Annotated in this window: 16 protein-coding genes and 2 pseudogenes; 6 read left to right on the top strand and 12 right to left on the bottom strand. The window is 59.2% G+C overall.

The window, feature by feature from the left end:
- Both RT582_RS21645 and RT582_RS21640 read right to left on the bottom strand, forming a co-directional pair.
- Positions 1-1,882 (bottom strand): BCCT family transporter (locus RT582_RS21645; RefSeq protein ID WP_313479949.1); only part of this gene is annotated, 1,882 nt, incomplete at its 3' end.
- Between the two features lie 51 nt (positions 1,883-1,933).
- Positions 1,934-3,031 (bottom strand): hypothetical protein, encoded by a 1,098-nt coding sequence (locus RT582_RS21640; RefSeq protein WP_088476275.1) that lies wholly within the window; start codon positions 3,029-3,031, stop codon positions 1,934-1,936.
- Between the two features lie 298 nt (positions 3,032-3,329).
- Here RT582_RS21640 and RT582_RS21635 point away from each other — a divergent pair, with 298 nt between their 5' ends.
- The gene (locus RT582_RS21635) at positions 3,330-3,698 is read left to right on the top strand and encodes an H-NS histone family protein (protein WP_134967888.1); all 369 of its coding nucleotides are present in this window, start codon (positions 3,330-3,332) and stop codon (positions 3,696-3,698) included.
- Between the two features lie 383 nt (positions 3,699-4,081).
- Here the strand turns inward: RT582_RS21635 and RT582_RS21630 are convergent.
- The 3 genes and pseudogenes from RT582_RS21630 to arsH all read right to left on the bottom strand — a co-directional run.
- Positions 4,082-4,282: pseudogene (locus RT582_RS21630) on the bottom strand (chromate transporter); the annotation flags it as partial.
- 117 nt (positions 4,283-4,399) lie between these two features.
- Entirely contained in the window at positions 4,400-4,819 is a 420-nt protein-coding gene (gene arsC / locus RT582_RS21625; RefSeq protein WP_065178723.1) for an arsenate reductase (glutaredoxin), read from the bottom strand.
- Complete coding sequence (gene arsH, locus RT582_RS21620) at positions 4,816-5,583, bottom strand: arsenical resistance protein ArsH (protein WP_313479944.1); 768 nt, start codon at positions 5,581-5,583, stop codon at positions 4,816-4,818. Before arsH ends, arsC begins: the two co-directional genes overlap by 4 nt.
- A 12-nt stretch (positions 5,584-5,595) precedes the next feature.
- Between arsH and RT582_RS21615 the strand changes: the two genes are divergently transcribed.
- Genes RT582_RS21615 through RT582_RS21600 form a run of 4 tightly spaced genes read left to right on the top strand, consistent with a single transcriptional unit; the run spans position 5,596 to position 8,625 of the window.
- Positions 5,596-5,910 (top strand): ArsR/SmtB family transcription factor, encoded by a 315-nt coding sequence (locus tag RT582_RS21615; protein WP_005420865.1) that lies wholly within the window; start codon positions 5,596-5,598, stop codon positions 5,908-5,910.
- A complete protein-coding gene (locus RT582_RS21610; RefSeq protein WP_313479941.1) occupies positions 5,888-6,427 on the top strand; it encodes an arsenate reductase ArsC in 540 nt (179 codons plus the stop codon). The genes RT582_RS21615 and RT582_RS21610 overlap by 23 nt, the downstream gene beginning before the upstream one ends.
- Before the next feature lie 20 nt (positions 6,428-6,447).
- Positions 6,448-7,506, top strand: a complete 1,059-nt coding sequence (gene arsB, locus RT582_RS21605) for an ACR3 family arsenite efflux transporter (protein ID WP_005420869.1) — start codon at positions 6,448-6,450, stop codon at positions 7,504-7,506.
- Between the two features lie 33 nt (positions 7,507-7,539).
- Positions 7,540-8,625, top strand: a complete 1,086-nt coding sequence (locus RT582_RS21600) for an ArsO family NAD(P)H-dependent flavin-containing monooxygenase (protein WP_313479938.1) — start codon at positions 7,540-7,542, stop codon at positions 8,623-8,625.
- On the opposite strand, the gene RT582_RS21595 is transcribed toward RT582_RS21600, so the two are convergent.
- The 4 genes from RT582_RS21595 to RT582_RS21580 form a co-directional block, all read right to left on the bottom strand.
- On the bottom strand, positions 8,586-9,119 hold the full coding sequence (locus tag RT582_RS21595; RefSeq protein ID WP_072167338.1) for an arsenate reductase ArsC: 534 nt from the start codon (positions 9,117-9,119) through the stop codon (positions 8,586-8,588). The genes RT582_RS21600 and RT582_RS21595 overlap by 40 nt on opposite strands.
- Before the next feature lie 112 nt (positions 9,120-9,231).
- Positions 9,232-10,710 (bottom strand): SulP family inorganic anion transporter, encoded by a 1,479-nt coding sequence (locus RT582_RS21590; RefSeq protein WP_313479936.1) that lies wholly within the window; start codon positions 10,708-10,710, stop codon positions 9,232-9,234.
- A 413-nt stretch (positions 10,711-11,123) separates the two neighbouring features.
- Positions 11,124-11,507 (bottom strand): hypothetical protein, encoded by a 384-nt coding sequence (locus tag RT582_RS21585; protein WP_313479934.1) that lies wholly within the window; start codon positions 11,505-11,507, stop codon positions 11,124-11,126.
- Between the two features lie 77 nt (positions 11,508-11,584).
- Positions 11,585-13,354: an ATP-dependent nuclease gene (locus RT582_RS21580; RefSeq protein WP_313479930.1), complete on the bottom strand. Its 1,770-nt coding sequence runs from the start codon at positions 13,352-13,354 to the stop codon at positions 11,585-11,587.
- Between the two features lie 137 nt (positions 13,355-13,491).
- On the opposite strand from RT582_RS21580, the pseudogene RT582_RS21575 reads away from it, so the two are divergent.
- A pseudogene (locus RT582_RS21575) lies at positions 13,492-13,907 on the top strand (transposase); the annotation flags it as partial.
- Between the two features lie 107 nt (positions 13,908-14,014).
- Here RT582_RS21575 and RT582_RS21570 read toward each other — a convergent pair.
- The 3 genes from RT582_RS21570 to RT582_RS21560 all read right to left on the bottom strand — a co-directional run.
- Entirely contained in the window at positions 14,015-14,989 is a 975-nt protein-coding gene (locus RT582_RS21570; protein ID WP_313479927.1) for a hypothetical protein, read from the bottom strand.
- A gap of 101 nt (positions 14,990-15,090) precedes the next feature.
- Positions 15,091-15,456, bottom strand: coding sequence for a 4-fold beta flower protein (locus RT582_RS22470; protein WP_376785717.1), 366 nt, complete (start codon positions 15,454-15,456; stop codon positions 15,091-15,093).
- Between the two features lie 376 nt (positions 15,457-15,832).
- On the bottom strand, positions 15,833-16,183 hold a 351-nt coding region (locus tag RT582_RS21560), incomplete at its 5' end, for a hypothetical protein (protein ID WP_313479923.1).

The following is a 16,183-nucleotide window of genomic DNA, read 5'->3' as shown; positions in this document are numbered from 1 at the left end:
CCTGCCCGCCCTCCCGCAGATAGACCTCCGCACGGTAATGACGGGTACCCTCGCTGACCGGCCGACGGGGATCCTGCAGGGCGAACGTCGGCGGCTCATAGGGCTGGGGCCGTACCGAGTAGAAGAAGTCCATCTCCTCGCCATGGCCAACCTGCAGCCACGCACGACCATCCTCCCCCTTGGAGACTTGGACCGGCAGATCCTGCTTGCGCAGCTCAGCCGCAACCTCTTCCAATGCTGGGATGACACGCTGCTCGATGAAGCCGGTCACCTCGATCTTCAACGGATTGTGCGCCAGCAGGCGCAGGCGCGCCCGCCAATCCTCGCTGGTACCCGGCAAGATACGTGCCTCGCGCAGGATCGAGCGCTTGGTTGCATCCAGATGCATGGCCTTCAGCAGTCCCCAGCACATCAGGATCATGACGATCGTAAATGGCAACGCACTGGCAATGGTGGCCGCCTGCAATGATTCCAAGCCGCCGGCCACCAGCAGGGCAATCGCAAGGCCGCCGACCAGCAGCGCCCAGAAGATCCGCTGCCAGACCGGCGATTCGTCCTCACCCTTCGAGGTAAGCATGTCGATTACCAGGGCACCGGAGTCCGCTGAGGTTACGAAGAACAGCGCAACCAGGATGACCGCCAGCGAAGAGGTCAGCATGGTCAGCGGCAGGTGCTCCAGAAACTCGAAGAGCGCCATCGAGCTGTCGGTTGAGACCGCCTGCACCAACTGCTGGATGCCCTCCGCCCGCACCATGTGCAACGCGGTGTTGCCGTAGATGGTCATCCAGAGGAATGTGAAGCCAAGCGGCACAAGCAACACCCCCACCACGAACTCACGGACGGTGCGTCCACGTGAGATGCGCGCGATGAACATGCCAACGAAGGGCGACCAGGCAATCCACCAGCCCCAGTAGAACAGCGTCCAGCCACCCAGCCAACCCGTGGGTTCGTAGGCATAAAGGTTGAAGGTCATCGAGAACAGCTGGGAAACGTACATGCCGGTGTTCTGCACCAGTGCCTGCATCAGGTGCACGGTGGGTCCACAGACCAGCACGAAGGCCAGCAACGCTGCCGCCAGGATCATGTTGAGCTCGGACAGCCTGCGTACGCCGCTGTCCAGGCCAGCCACGACCGAGCCGGTCGCCACCAGTGTGATGACGGTGATCAAGCCAACCTGGACGAGCGTACTGACCTCCAGGCCGAACAGGTAGTTCAGGCCGGCGTTGATCTGCATGACGCCCAGCCCCAGCGAGGTGGCCAGGCCGAAGATGGTACCCAGCGCGGCGAACGTGTCTACAGCATGCCCCAACGGGCCGTGGATACGATCGCCGATGAGCGGATACAGTGCGGATCGGACACGCAGCGGGAGATTGTGCCGGTAGGCAAAGTACGCCAGCGACAGCGCTACCACTGCGTAGATCGCCCATGCGTGGATGCCCCAGTGGAAGAAGGTGATGCGCATGGCCTGGCGGGCAGCTGCGGCCGACTCGGGCGAGCCGACCGGCGGCGTGGCGTAGTGCATGATGGGCTCGGCAACGCCGAAGAACATCAGACCGATGCCCATGCCGGCAGCGAACAACATGGCGAACCAGGAGCCGTAGCTGTAGTCCGGCGTACTGTGGTCAGGGCCGAGTTTGATGCGGCCGTAACTGCTGATGGCGACGCCGACGACGAAGACCAGGAAGCCGGCCACCGCAAGGATGGTGAACCAGCCTGCATCATTGGCAGCCCATGACTTGGCCGCGGTGAACCACCGCGTGGCTATATCGGGCGCGATGGCAGCAAGCGCCAGCAGCGCGATGACGATGGCTGCCGTGGGAATGAACACCTGCGGAAGAATCCGCTGGCGAACGGGGGGATGTTGCGGAGCCGTGCTCTGCATGGATACCTCCGTGTTGTTGGGTGAAGAAGCCTCTGGCTTGCGCGAGGCCGATCAGAAGTAGAAGCCGATGTTGAAGTTCAGCCGTGAATGCCAGCGGGAAGGACCTCCCTCGTCGATGCCGATACCATCACCACCGGCAAACCACATGTTGCGGCCAGCGATCCAGTCGACATAGGTGAGCATGATGCCTTTCTGCAGGCTGCAACCGGTCACGTTCTGCCACGAATCACGAAGGCCCGCGCGGTGCCCGACCGGGCGGGTCATGCTGAGGTTGTTATAGCAGGTGATGTCATCCAGCCAGCCCTTCTGGCCGAACGAATAGGCGATGTTGGCGCTTGGCACATCCGCCTGCGCTGCAACCTGGAAGGGGAATTGGAACGCCGACATTGCGATGCGATCTCCGGGCACGTCATACCGGTACCGCGCCCACTGCAACTGCGCGGTCCAACCGTCGCGCTGCCACTGTGCATGGAGGGCCGCGCCCTGATGACCGTAGTGACGCCGTGTCTGAGTGTTCTGCACCTTGCCAGCAAACGCTGATGCGCCCAGCAACAGCTCGCCGCCGCCCCAGGCGCGCGCGCGCTCCACGCGTGCATGCAGTCGTTGCCGCTCGCGATACGGCAACGCCTCGGTCTGCGCGACATCAAAGGAGTAGCGATCATAGCGAGCCCCGGACCCGTATTCGTCTCCGGAGAACCAGCCGAGATGCCAGGTCGTGCTGCCGGTGCGGTGAATCACTACAAGGCCCGGATCGTAATCATCCTCAATGCCCAAGTAGTAGCCGGAGCCGAACCAGAAGCTCTGCGAAACGGTAGGGAGCAGCCCGAACGGGATCTGCTGGATACCTGCCTTCAGCTGGGTAGCATCGGAGAACTGCCAGCCCGCGTACGCGTGATGCACGGCGTCGAAGCCATCATACCAGCGGTACTGGGCAGAAAAGGAGAACGGTCCGGTTCCAGCGTCAAGGTCTGCACGCAGCAGTTCAAGCTGCAGGCGGCTGGTCGGCCCGTAGTCGAGCCAGCCATAGTTGAACCTGACGGCGCCTCCTGGATCAAAGTAAGGATCTCTATGGAGGTTATCCTCAGAAGCATCTGCAGCCAGCGAAGTTCCGGCCAACGCGGCAGCGACAATGAAGGGAATTGATCTCACGGTTAAGCGCCTTGCCTCCCTGATCTGCTACGGAAAGCGCTTGAGTCTAACGTCGATTCATCCAATGCCTCAAACTGGCGATCTCAAAGAACTCTTGGCGACGCCACAGCAATCACTCACGGCGCGTCTTTAGTCCTCAGGTCCATATGCCACGTGAAAATCACGTGCAGTGAGAGAGTAGCTAACACGATCCACTTTTTAGTAGTCGATCCTGAGATTGAGCGACTCATAGTGGACATGGAGTGACACGCAATGTCATTTGAGAATAGGCTAGGGCCTCGACATCGGGGAAGAATTCATGACTATTGATATCAGCGGCCTTTCTGCCAAGGAACTTCGCTCACTGATTGCTCAGGCGGAGAAGCAGCAGTCCAAGGTGCTGTCACGCCCTAAGGCCACAGCGATGCGCGCCAAGATCAACAAGTACGTCAAGGATCATGGATACACGATAGAGGAACTCTACGGCGCTTCAGTGATCGTGCCCTCCGAAACCGCCAAGAAGCGAGGTGATCGGAGGCCTGCCAAATCGACAGTGTCCAAGATCGCTCCCAAGTACCGCAATCCTGCAGTGCGCGGCCAGACGTGGTCCGGTCGAGGGCGGCAACCGCGATGGATAGCCGAGCTGGTAGCAAGTGGAAAATCACTGAATGACTTCCTGATCAAGTAGTGATAGCGAGGTAGCCGCACACCGGTACCGCAGCAAGTCCTGAGAATCATTAGTCATCAGATCGAACAGGATGCTGGTGCGCGGAATGCCCTGCCAGGTAGGCGATCAAAGATTTCAGCTAGTCGCAGTTGATGTGACAGCGGGCGAACAGCAGGCGCTCCCCCCTTGCCTTTGGAGAGTGGGCTCAGGCAGCAATGATTGCAGTATCCACTTCTGGCCGACAGCTGCCGTCCGATCTGGCAGGATCCGATTCCTAGCGGGGATTCGACGCTGCCCGGTCTCGCCGCGCTCGCAGATCCGGGTCATCGTCGAACATTCCAACCGCATGGCGGCGCGCGTAGCCGAACTGGTGCAGCGCCAACGCGACCTGACCCATGCGATTAACCTGCCCAGGCGGCCAGCAGGCCAAGCCAGCCGGCGCGAGCCAAGCCCAGCAACATCCCAATCTGGCTGCTGGCTGGGCTTGGCAGGAACTGGCACAAGGCCACCAGATCCGAGTAGCTACGGTCCGTCAGCCACCGGCGGCGCTCGACAAACTCGAGGCGGAAGTAGCTCAGATGGCCACCGAACGAGGTCAGTCCCAGTCATAGGAACACCAGAAAGACACGCCACGCACTTTCGCTTTTTGCGGGATGGAGCGTCGGCATGGGGCAGGATCTCCGGTTGTTCTCAAAGGCGGCCAGCCCGGCCCAGCACCCAGATTAGGTCGCCGGGCCTCCCCTGTGCTCGGCCACCAACTCTCCATCTTCCTTCCGGAATGGTCCGGGAAGCTTCGGCAGGATATCCAGCACCAGTTCGGAAGGCCGGCACAGGCGCGTGCCATTATCGGTTTGCACGAAAGGACGATTGATGAGTATTGGGTGCGCCAGCATGGCATCAAGCAACGCGTCGTCGCTCAGTGCTGCATCGCCCAAGGCTAGCTCGTCATAAGGAGTGCCCTTCTGCCGGATGGCGTCGCGCACGCTCAAGCCCGCGGCCCTGATGAGGTCGACCAGGCGCGCGCGGCTGGGCGGGTGGGCCAGGTAGTCGATCACTTCCGGCTCGATCCCGGCGAAGCGGATCATCGCCAGAGTGTTGCGCGAGGTGCCGCACTTGGGGTTGTGGTAGATGACCGCGTTCACGCACTTTCCTCCTCGTTAAAAACAGTTTCCACCACCCCTGCAGCGGCCGCCAGCGCCGCCGCCTCGATGGCCCCCTTGCGCTCGCTGTAACGGTCCAGCAGGTAGTCGCTGCGCCCACGCACCAGCAGGGTGAACTTGACCAGTTCCTCCATGACGTCCACCACGCGATCGTAGTACGCCGAGGGCTTCATTCGACCTTCGTCGTCGAACTCCTGCCAGGCCTTGGCGACCGAGGACTGGTTGGGGATCGTCACCATCCGCATCCACCGGCCGAGCACACGCAGCGCGTTGACGACGTTGAACGACTGCGAGCCGCCGCAGACCTGCATCACGGCCAGCGTGCGGCCTTGGGTGGGGCGCACGCCGCCCTCTTCCAGTGGCAGCCAGTCGATCTGGTTCTTGAATACCGCGGTAAGGGTGCCATGGCGTTCCGGGCTGACCCACACGTGGCCCTCCGACCACAGCGAGGCCTGGCGCAGCTCCTGCACCTTTGGGTGGGTGGCTGGCACCGAGTCAAGCATCGGCAGCTCGTGTGGATCGAACAGGCGGGTTTCCGCCCCGAGCTGTTCCAGCAGCCGCTGCGCCTCCAGCGCCAGCTTGCGGCTGAACGACTGAGGCCGCAGCGAGCCGTACAGGATCAGGATGCGCGGGCGGTGCGGCCGCGCCGCCGGGTCGTTGAGCTTGGTGGCCGTCGGGATGTCCAAGGCACCTGGGACCACGTTGGGGATCTGCTGCACGGGGTTGTCCTGCGATATCGATTCCATTATTCTAGAATTATGGAACATAACACTGCAACCCACGCTCTTGCTGCCCTGGGCCACGCCACCCGCCTGTCGATCTTCCGCCTGCTGGTACAGGCCGGCAGCGGCGGCAAGCTGGCCGGTGACATTGCCCAGACGCTCTGCTTGCCTGGCGCCACGCTCTCCTTCCACCTGAAGGAACTGCTGGCTGCGGGACTGATCAGCGCCGAGCAACGTGGCCGGACCATCTGCTACCGGGCCGAGTTCGTGGCAATGAACGAGCTGGTGGCCTACCTCACTGAAAACTGCTGTGCCGACGAACAGGCCTGTGAACGCCCCGCAGGCTGCTGACCAACCCACCTTAGAGATCGCTCAGATGACCCGTCGCGTCCTGTTCTTGTGTACCGGTAATTCCGCTCGCAGTGTGTTGGCCGAATCGACCCTGAAAAAGTGGGGCCAAGACCGCTACGAGTCCTTCAGCGCCGGCAGCCAGCCGGCCGGCCGTGTCAACCCGTTTGCCATTGCTCAGTTGCAGCGCGAGGGTTTCCCGGTGGACGGCCTTCGCAGCAAGTCGTGGGACGAGTTCGCCGAAGCGGATGCCGCGCCGATGGATCTGATCGTCACCGTCTGCGACAGCGCGGCGGTCGAGGCATGCCCGGTAGTGTTCGGCGACTTTGTACGGGTGCACTGGGGCCTGTTCGATCCGGCCGGCGTTGAAGGCTCGGACGGAGAGAAAGCCGAAGCCTTCGATCGCGCGCACCAGATCATCAAGGCGCGCCTGAGGGCCTTCCTGGAGATCTCCGACAGCGCCTGGGATGACTGCGAGGCCCTCAAGGCCCGGCTCGACCCGATCGCACAGATCAACTGACCGTCCTTCCGGAAATCCCCATGACCACTGATACCTCCCGCCTGTCCTTCCTGGACCGGTATCTCACGCTCTGGATCTTCGCCGCCATGGCGCTCGGCGTTGGTATGGGGGCGTTGTTCGAGGGTGTGCCCAGCGCGTTGAACAGCCTCTCCATAGGGTCGACCAACATCCCGATCGCGATTGGTCTGATCCTGATGATGTATCCGCCGCTGGCCAAGGTGAAGTACGAGGAACTGCCGCGGGTCTTCGCCGACAAACGGGTACTGATGCTCTCGCTGCTGCAGAACTGGATCGTCGGTCCGTTCCTGATGTTCGGCCTGGCCGTGCTGTTCCTGCGCGATTACCCCGAGTACATGACCGGCCTGATCCTGATCGGGCTGGCACGCTGCATCGCCATGGTACTGGTCTGGAATCAGCTTGCCCGCGGTGACGGCCAGTACGTCGCTGGGCTGGTGGCATTCAACTCGATCTTCCAGATTGCGCTGTTCAGCGTCTACGCGTGGTTCTTCCTGTCCTGGTTGCCGCCGGTGTTCGGTCTGCAGGGCAGCGTCATCGATGTCAGTTTCTGGACCATCGCCGAGGCTGTTCTGATCTACCTTGGTATCCCGTTCCTGGCGGGCTTCCTCACCCGCCGATGGTTGAAGGCGCGCAAGGGCGTGCAATGGTATGAAGAGACGTTCCTGCCCGCCATCAGCCCGGTAACCCTCGCCGCACTGCTGTTTACTATCGTGGCGATGTTCAGCCTGAAGGGCGGCGATGTGCTGAGGATTCCGATGGACGCGGTACGCATCGCGATCCCGCTGACGTTGTACTTCATCATCCAGTTCGTCATCAGTTTCTTCATGGGCAAGCTGATCGCCAAAGACTACCCCCGCACCACCGCGATCGCGTTCACCGCAGCAGGCAACAACTTCGAACTGGCCATCGCCGTGGCGATCGCGGCGTTCGGGCTGGCTTCCCCGGTAGCCTTCGCGGCTGTTATCGGCCCGCTGGTGGAAGTGCCCGTGCTGATTCTGCTGGTCCACGTCGCCCTGCGCCTGGGCAAAAGCTACTTTCCTGCCGATGCACGGAGCCGCTGAACCGCCTAGGTGCTGCAGCATGAGGAAGTCCCGATGGAAAGCGTCGATGTCGTGGTGATCGGAGGTGGCCAGGCGGGTCTTTCGGCTGGCTACTTTCTGCGTCGCAGCGGGCTGTCCTATGTGATTCTTGATGCCGAAACGTCACCTGGCGGGGCGTGGCAGCATGCGTGGAAATCCCTGCATCTGTTCTCGCCGGCGGGCTGGAGCTCGATTCCCGGTTGGCCGATGCCTGCTACCCGGGAACCGTACCCGTCGCAGGCGGAAGTGCTCGACTACCTCGCGCGCTACGAGCATAAGTATGCGCTGCCTGTCATCCGTCCCGTGCAGGTAAAACGCATCAGCCGCTCGGGGAGCCGGCTGCGGGTGGAAGCAGATGACGGCCGGCAGTGGCAGACACGTGCAGTGATCAGCGCCACGGGTACGTGGCGGCATCCCTGCACGCCCGGATATGAAGGTCTGGACGCTTTCGGCGGCGTGCAGCTGCACTCGTCCCACTACAGCCATCCCGAACCCTTCGCCGGAATGCGCGTGGCCATCATCGGCAGCGGCAACTCAGGCGCACAGATTCTGGCCGAGGTCTCCAAGGTGGCCAAGACCACGTGGATCACCAAGCGGGAGCCAGCCTTCCTGGCCGACGATGTCGACGGGCGCGTGCTGTTCGCACGCGCAACCGAGAAGTGGAGGGCTCAGCAGGAAGGACGCGAGCCGGATGTTCCGCGGGATGGTTTTGGCGACATCGTGATGGTGCCGCCGGTGGTGGACGCACGGCGCCGCGGTGTACTGGTCTCCATGCCGCCACCCGTCCGTTTCACCGCCACCGGCATGCAGTGGGCAGATGGCAGCGAACGCAACTTCGACGCGGTGATCTGGTGCACCGGCTTCCGGCCGGCATTGTCGCACCTGGAAGGACTGGGCATTGTCAACGCTCGTGGTCGGATCGACGTGGATGACACCCAGGTTCGGTCGGTCGCCGCGCCATCGGTTTGGCTGCTTGGCTATGGCGACTGGAATGGCGCAGCATCGGCCACGCTGATCGGGGTGACCCGATACGCGCGCGAGGCAGTAAGGCAGATCAGCGACTACATCGGGGAGGCTTCTCCGGTGTTATCTGGCGCGTGAGCCTCGGCGCCATTGCCCAGCGCCCGCACCTGCGATTGCAGGGCCATGCGGTCCAGCGCTTCAGGCTTAAGCGCCAACAGCAATCCGAGACGGTGCTGGAGCTGGTGAAGCGTGCTCAGGAACGCCTTATGGACCTGATCAGCACTGCCCTGCACTGCGGCCGGGTCGGGGATGCCCCAGTGGGCGGTAGCCGGGTGGCCTGGCCACACGGGACACGCTTCACCCGCGGCACGATCGCACACCGTTACGATGAGATCCATCTGCGGTGCTTCCGGACCTGCGAATGCATCCCACGGCTTGCTCGACAGCCCGGCAACGTCGAAGCCAATCTCCGAGAGCACCTGCAGGGCCACCGGATGAACTACGCCCTTGGGATGACTGCCCGCACTGTAAGCGCGGATACGTTCACGCCCTAAATGGCTGGCCAGTGCTTCGGCAAGAATGCTGCGCGCCGAGTTGCCTGTGCAAAGGAACAGAACATTCAGGGGACGCATGTCATCGCAACCATTTATCTAGAATAATCGAAGTATTGCCTTGCCATATGTCAACTCGATGACTGCCGAAAAGGAAGCGGGCACCCCCTCGGTGCCCGCTTTGCTCATCTGTTCAATGACCCGACGACCGTGTGGCGCCTGGCGTACGATGCTTTCCCAAGCGGTCTACCAAGGTCTCACTTGCATCGTTGAGACCGAACACCTCAACGGTCGCGCCGTGCTCGCGCAGCTTCATCACTACCCGGTCGAGCGCATCAACGGCGGTCAGGTCCCAGAAGTGAGCGTCCTTCAGATCGATGATGACCTCCTTGGGGACATCCAGATAGTTGAAGCTACTCACGAACTGTCCAGAAGACGCAAAGAACACCTGCCCCTTCACAACGTAGACGCGCGAGTCGGTCTCGACCTGGGTGTCGTCGATGATCAGCTTCTTGCCGACCTTGCGGGTGAAGAACACCGCCGACAGGATCACGCCTGTCAACACGCCTTTGGCGAGGTCGTGGGTAGCCACGGTCACGATGACCGTGCCAATCATCACGACCGAAGAGCTCTTGGGATGAATGGCCAGCTCGCGCAGCGAGCGCCAGCTGAAGGTGCCGATGCTGACCATGATCATCACTGCGACCAGTGCGGCCATTGGAATCTGACTCACCAGGTTTGACCCATAAACAACCAGAAGGAGCAAAACCACGCCGGCCACAAGGCACGAGAGACGGCCCCGGCCACCGGAAGTGATGTTGATCACCGACTGGCCGATCATTGCACAGCCTGCCATGCCCCCAAAGAAGCCCGTTACGGTGTTAGCCAAGCCTTGGCCCGCACATTCGCGATTCTTCTGGCTCGGGGTATCGGTCATGTCTTCGACGATCTGCGCGGTCATCAGCGATTCCAACAAGCCAACGACCGCCAAAGTCGCCGAAACCGGCAGCAGGATCTGGAGTGTTTCCCAGGTGAATGGCACATCCGGAATCAGGAACGACGGCAGGCTGTCAGGCAGCGCCCCCATGTCGCCTACGGTGCGTACCTGGAAGCCGAAATACATGGAAGCGGCCGTGAGAACCACGATCGCCACCAATGCCGAAGGAACGGCTTTGGTCAGCAGCGGCAGCAGGTAGATGATTGCCAAACCCACAGCACAGATCGCATACACCATCCACGGCATGCCGATGAGCTCGGGAAGCTGCGCCATGAAAATGAGAATCGCCAGTGCATTCACAAATCCGGTCACCACCGAGCGCGACACAAAGCGCATCAGCGAGCCCAACCGCAGGGCGCCGGCCAGCATCTGCAGGACGCCGGCCAGGATGGTGGCGGCAAACAGATACTGAATGCCGTGCTCGCGCACCAGCGTGACCATCACCAACGCCATGGCGCCGGTCGCAGCCGAGATCATGCCAGGGCGGCCACCGGCGATGGCGGTGATGACGGCGATGCAGAACGAGGCATACAAACCTACCTTTGGGTCGACGCCGGCGATGATGGAAAACGCGATTGCCTCAGGAATCAGGGCTAGCGCAACGACAATGCCCGACAGCAGGTCACCACGGATGTTACCGAGCCATTGCTGGCGCAGGGGATAAATTGCAGACATAGAAAATGATCTCCGCGCACAGCCGTGCGCGCCAAACGAAAGAAACAGGCACCCTTCCAGACCTATGTGTCTGGGTCGCTTCTTCAATCAAGCGTCAGGGTGGAGTCATCGCTAGCCGATCCGTTGGGTATTTGACGGTATATTGTAGACTTGCATAGCGCCTGAGGGGAAATCCGGCCGGCATCGCGGTCGCGTCGGTGCATTCTCAAGGGTAGCTTCCCAGATCCCAAGATCATTTCGCAGGCGAAGTCGACAAGCTGGTAGGCAGTTGATCAGATTGAATTGAGCTCTGACCGAATCGCCAAAGAAGAGGTGGACATTCGCCGCGGGGCCTATGTCCGCTATCGGCCAGAAGCGGACATCGACTAATCCCTAAACTTGACGACCTTCGAAGCGGGCTCGGCTCTTGGTCGTCATTGCAGTGCAATCTCCGCGTTGCCCAGGCTTGTATCTAAGGCACCTGCCGCTGAGTTGACATTGTCGGCTGCAGTTTGGATGTCCGGCACAACATCCTGCCAATCATCGAAGCCGAAGCGGCTAGCGATCGACAATAGTTCGGACGATGCTGATTGGACCTCGTGAGACTGTGAAGCTACATCTGCCAATGCTGATTGGCCGGCCTCAATCGTGCCTCGTGCGTCCTGTAGCTCACTCTCCAGTTGAGCCAGTCTAGTGTGCGATTCAGACAGCTCTGCTTGAAGGTCTGCAACCTGACTATCAAGATCATCTACGCGAGCTTGATTGCAGCCAGTTAGCGATAGAAGAAGAGCAACCGCAAGAATTAGCCATCGCATCATTGGAATTACCCCCTAGCCAGCCAGTGGCCGGATTCCTGCTCGGTTCTACGATCCGCAGCACACGGGAACATGGCAATCTAACTGCTGGAGAATTTTTGCAGAGCTTCAATCAAGCGCCGCATCTCCTCAGGAATCTCGCCGATGTGCATTGCAGAAGCGATAGCACTAGGTGTTACAGACACGCCGTACCCATTTTGTAGCCATTCGTTGAAGCGGGATAGAAGAAGCTTTCCTGGGACCACCTTAAGTCGACGGTCGAAATCACTCCAATCCGACTCGAAGGACTTGTGAAGAGTTGCGGTCGCGGTCGATATGTCCATGCCCGGCGACGCATCAATCAGGGCTTTCACTCCAACTGAGTTAAGCTGGCCAAAGACCTCGCTCTTCATGCAATCAGCAAGTCTGCCAATTTGAGATGCGACGTCTACTTCAAAGTGCGTCCTCTTCCCTGTCCGAGCTTGGCGGTCTAGAATCCGTGCAGCCACCGCGCGCTCAATTGCTGATGGCACGAGGAGAAAGTTCTCCAGCTCCTTTCGGTCGTGAATCCAAACAAACTCACACGAAGATTGAAGGGCCAGCCTAAGGTCGTCAACTGCCTTGGAGGTACGGTAATCCCGATCAAATATGATGCCGCGTTTGATCGAAATCCCCAGAGTTGCCTCCATTCCGTCGGAGAAGTCTTTTACTCGAGACGGGTTGAACCCCTTTGCAGCAACTACTGCGAAGGAGGATCTGTTCGCTAGTGAAGTGCAGTTGAATTTCCTCGCAAATGCGGAGAGAAGCGCGAAGTCCTCGCCTTCCACGAACAGCGCTCGTTTGGTCTTTGCAAGCTGTGTCAACGTAGGGTTTAAGTTCGAGCCAAGTGAGCCGAATAGGCCTTGAAGCTGCGAGGGATTCTTTATGCGCTGAGCATTCTTGGATTTCTTATTGAGTACAAGGATCTCCCCAGAATCGGCCTCTGCAATGATCTCAGTTGCGTGTGTTGCAATCAGCACATCGCCGCTATGCGACCGCAATAGGTGGACTAGTTGCCGCTGGAGATCGGAATGCAGATAGACGTCCGGCTCATCGATTATTAGTAACGATTCTGGAGGGGCCTTCGCAATAAAGGTAAGCATCTGGCACCACACTTGAAATCCAAATCCGGCCCAGTACAGTTCACGTGGCATTCGTTCTTCCGGACAGAACATGTGGAGCTTGGCGGAATCGCTGCTTCTGCTCAACTCTGGTTTGTCGATGTCCATTCCTGGCCACGTTTGACGAATTAAATCTCGAAAGACCTCAAATCCGTCTGGGAAGTGGTACCAGATGTTGCGAAAATTTCGCGACGCTCTATGAGTCAGAAGTGCGCGACGCGCAGTCTCCTTTTGGTTGAGAGTCTCATTGTGCTCCACAGGTCCGAGCACCGGCACAAAGTGCACTGATGCATCAAATGCTCTCTTAAAGTCGGTGGGCGTCCGTACATCCTTGCCAGTTGTTTCACATAACAGAACGCAAACATCGTTCTCAGGAAATACGAGTCGAAGCTTGTTCCCGTTGGATAGCCAGAACTCAATTATCGCAGGCTCAGAGTCATCATAGTTCGTGAAGACATTCTCGGTGGAGACTGGCAGGTCGCTTAAGTTAATTGGATAGCCCCAGCCTTTTGTCGCCGTAGACTCGCTGTAGTCAGCATTGCGCGAATGTGCTCTCCGGATACCCTCTGCAAGTATCCGAAAAGCACCTATGACCGTGGACTTTCCGGCATTATTTGCGCCTACCATGATGTTGAACTGGGTAAGGCTGAGCGAGTAGGATCCGAAAGCCTTGTAATTTCGAAACTTGACGGTTGTGAAATGACTTGCCATAGGGCCCCCTTGTGGCTACGTGCGTCCATAATTGAGCATATCGCATTATGTGTCCGCCGTGACTGCGCAAGCTCCCTTTGCAGCCAGACACCCGATAAGGAGAACTTTCTGGCATCTTTAGCCAGCGAGGAATTTGCATGCGCACATCAAAGTTCACCGAGACGCAGATCATCACGATCCTCAAGCAAGGCGATGCCTTGCTTGCGGTGAAGGATCTATGTCGACAAGCTGGTATAAGCACGGCGACGTACTATCAGTGGAAGAGCAAGTACGGCGGACTTGAGGCGTCCGAGCATCGTCGGGTCAAGGACCTCGAAACTGAGAACGCAAGGCTCAAACGCATGTATGCGGAAATGGCGCCGAACAACGCAGCGCTGAAGGACTTGATGGCAAAAAAGCTGTAGGGCCGGTTCAGAAGCGGGAGGCAGTGCGTTTCCTCACCGAGGTGCACGCGCGTCCCCTGAGCCGGTCTTGCGGTTACGTGGGCCTGTCTCGTGCGGCATGCTACGCGCCGCCACTGGACTGGACCGTGCGCGATGCGGAGTTGATCTCGGGGGAACGACGCTGCCACGCGAGCTTGTCCAGGACATCGACCAACGCTTGAGTTAATTCGCTCAGCGAAGCGCCTTCGGCTTGAATGAATTGTTAGGTGCGCCGAGACTAGAACGGAATCTCATCAATAAAGGGTGTCACGGGAATTGCGCCTTCAGGAAGAGGAAGGCTGCTCACGGTGTAAAGGTTCAAGATGTCCTCACGGTCCATAAAAAGCAGCTGGCTCCGCTTAGAGGCGTCAAGCTTTCCGCCAAGCCAGTTCCTGGCCTGCTTGGTAATTTCACCGCCAGCGACAATGAAGGCATGATCGACTAGCACTTTTTTGCTTGTTTCAGGGTCGAATATCTCGTGTCCAAGCATCATTAGGGTTTGATTGTGGATCTCCGCGATGTTCGCGTTTGATGCTCTTGACATGCCGGATGCGTCCAACTTTCCCTTCTTGGCTTGTAACCCGAAGTAAAGAACATGCTGGGTTGGTAGAACGTAGCGCATCCAGATATCTTTGCCGTACTCAAGTGCTTTGTCTTTGTGGCCGGCTGCGGATATGCGGTGATAGCCGAGTTGTCGAAAGAGGGGGAGCAGTACGCGCTCAATGAGCTCATCCTCCGAGCACTTGTCTAGGTAGTTAGACAAGTCGTCACGCTTCTTCAGTTCCGCTGTGGTGAATGGGCGGTGCGGATTGGGCGCAGCAGAGACGCACTGTGTACGGATGTGTTTGAAATGGAGAAAGCCATTTTCTCCGTAGAAGGCCTCGTAGCCTTCTCTATGCAATGTTTTATTGAGGGCGCTTAGAGCTTTGGAGCGGTCAGGATCATCGTCCGTTGCGTCAGATTTCTCCATAAGAACTTGAAAGACCTTTACGAAGCTATCCGGCAACAAGTTGGGGCCTGACGGTGGCTCCTGGAGCAGTTCCTCAAGTTTTGAGGACGTCCAACTCCATCGAGTTGATCCGTCATGTACAAAGTCAAGATCGCATTCTTCAAAGAATCGTGTGATGTAGCTGCTCGATCTGTAGTGAAAGTGATCGGCATCGCCGATGATCATCTCGGCGAGTTCACGGAGATTTCTGCTCTTGAACTTCATCTCTGCATGATAGCGAAAATTCTTACAGCGCTCCTAACACCTGACTTAAACCGACTTGGCCGCGCCAGCGGACAAGTTCGGCTTGAATGAATTATTAGGCGCTACTGCGCCAGCCACGCAGAAAACGACAACTGAGACCAGCCGCCAGCGGGAGTGGCTGGCCGAGCTGGACGCGCAGGTCGAGCTGGGCGGGCCGGACGCGCAGGGCGTGCTGCTCGAGCAGCACGTGCGGGCCTTGCTGGGCGGGCAGAACCAGCCACACCTTGTCCAGGATTCCAAGCAACTGGCCGACCACCCTGATCTAAACACAGGATGGCATGTACTTGACCAAGCCAATCGCCTGATTCGGACGACCATGCGTGGCCGTTTGCGATGTAAGCGACCCAATCCATGTCAGTGTCAAAGATGTGCTCGTTCGGCGCGATCCAGCCAACGAGGTCGCAGTTCTTATCGAAAAGCGGGAGCATCGAACTCTCCTTGTAGGGCCAAACTACCTAATAACCGGATCCCTGGGTCCGATTATACGACTTATCCACAGCGCACCGTATATTGGACTCTCCCCCTGATGCGGCTAGATCATAGAGCGCCCCAGCTCCGGCTAGCAAGCCGATGAATAACCTGGCCGAGCAGCGTCCAGAGCATGCGCTCAGGCGGATGTCCGCTTTGGGTCGGTAGCGGACATTGCCACCTTCCCTTACGGTCGGTCTGGGCCCATGTCCGCTTTCGGCCAGAAGCAGACTCTAGGGGGAACTCCAAGCAATGGTATGGCATCATCATGCCGACTGAGCGGACGCGGACGAGCTGATCGAGATCGGCCGGGCCGGTGTACTGGACTAAGCACGCTCACGCGATTCGATCACCCAAATTAATGTCGATCAGTTCTGCTACGAGGTAGGTTCCTGGATGAAATCGTTGTTGCAGTGCGTTGAGTGCACCAAGTCGGGCAGCGTCCAACCGTACCTGTTTGTAGGCGACTACTACGATGGACACACGGTCGAGGCCACATGTCCGCTCGGCCACGCAGCATTCTCCATCGTCCAGAACCCAAAGTTCGAAACGCTGCTGACCGCTGCCGCAGACGCATTGATCCATGATCAGACGCTTCAAGCTGTCGCATGCCTGGCTGCGTCGCGCGAGCGACTTTTCGAGCTTGCGATCCGTGTCTTCGCCCGGTCCAGCGGTGTTGATCCGGGC

This window comes from Stutzerimonas kunmingensis (assembly GCF_032106285.1).
Classification (GTDB): Bacteria; Pseudomonadota; Gammaproteobacteria; order Pseudomonadales; family Pseudomonadaceae; genus Stutzerimonas; species Stutzerimonas kunmingensis_B.
The sequence above is the reverse complement of the archived record's forward strand: the minus strand, read 5'-3'. Positions and strand labels throughout refer to the sequence as shown.

Coding starts and splice junctions, on each gene's coding strand:
- RT582_RS21635 (WP_134967888.1), top strand. CDS start 3,330: ATGACTATTGATATCAGCGGCCTTTCTGCCAAGGAACTTCGCTCACTG.
- arsH (WP_313479944.1), bottom strand. CDS start 5,583: ATGGAATCGATATCGCAGGACAACCCCGTGCAGCAGATCCCCAACGTG.
- RT582_RS21615 (WP_005420865.1), top strand. CDS start 5,596: ATGGAACATAACACTGCAACCCACGCTCTTGCTGCCCTGGGCCACGCC.
- arsB (WP_005420869.1), top strand. CDS start 6,448: ATGACCACTGATACCTCCCGCCTGTCCTTCCTGGACCGGTATCTCACG.
- RT582_RS21600 (WP_313479938.1), top strand. CDS start 7,540: ATGGAAAGCGTCGATGTCGTGGTGATCGGAGGTGGCCAGGCGGGTCTT.
- RT582_RS21595 (WP_072167338.1), bottom strand. CDS start 9,119: ATGCGTCCCCTGAATGTTCTGTTCCTTTGCACAGGCAACTCGGCGCGC.
- RT582_RS21590 (WP_313479936.1), bottom strand. CDS start 10,710: ATGTCTGCAATTTATCCCCTGCGCCAGCAATGGCTCGGTAACATCCGT.
- RT582_RS21585 (WP_313479934.1), bottom strand. CDS start 11,507: ATGATGCGATGGCTAATTCTTGCGGTTGCTCTTCTTCTATCGCTAACT.
- RT582_RS21580 (WP_313479930.1), bottom strand. CDS start 13,354: ATGGCAAGTCATTTCACAACCGTCAAGTTTCGAAATTACAAGGCTTTC.
- RT582_RS21570 (WP_313479927.1), bottom strand. CDS start 14,989: ATGAAGTTCAAGAGCAGAAATCTCCGTGAACTCGCCGAGATGATCATC.
- RT582_RS22470 (WP_376785717.1), bottom strand. CDS start 15,456: ATGCTCCCGCTTTTCGATAAGAACTGCGACCTCGTTGGCTGGATCGCG.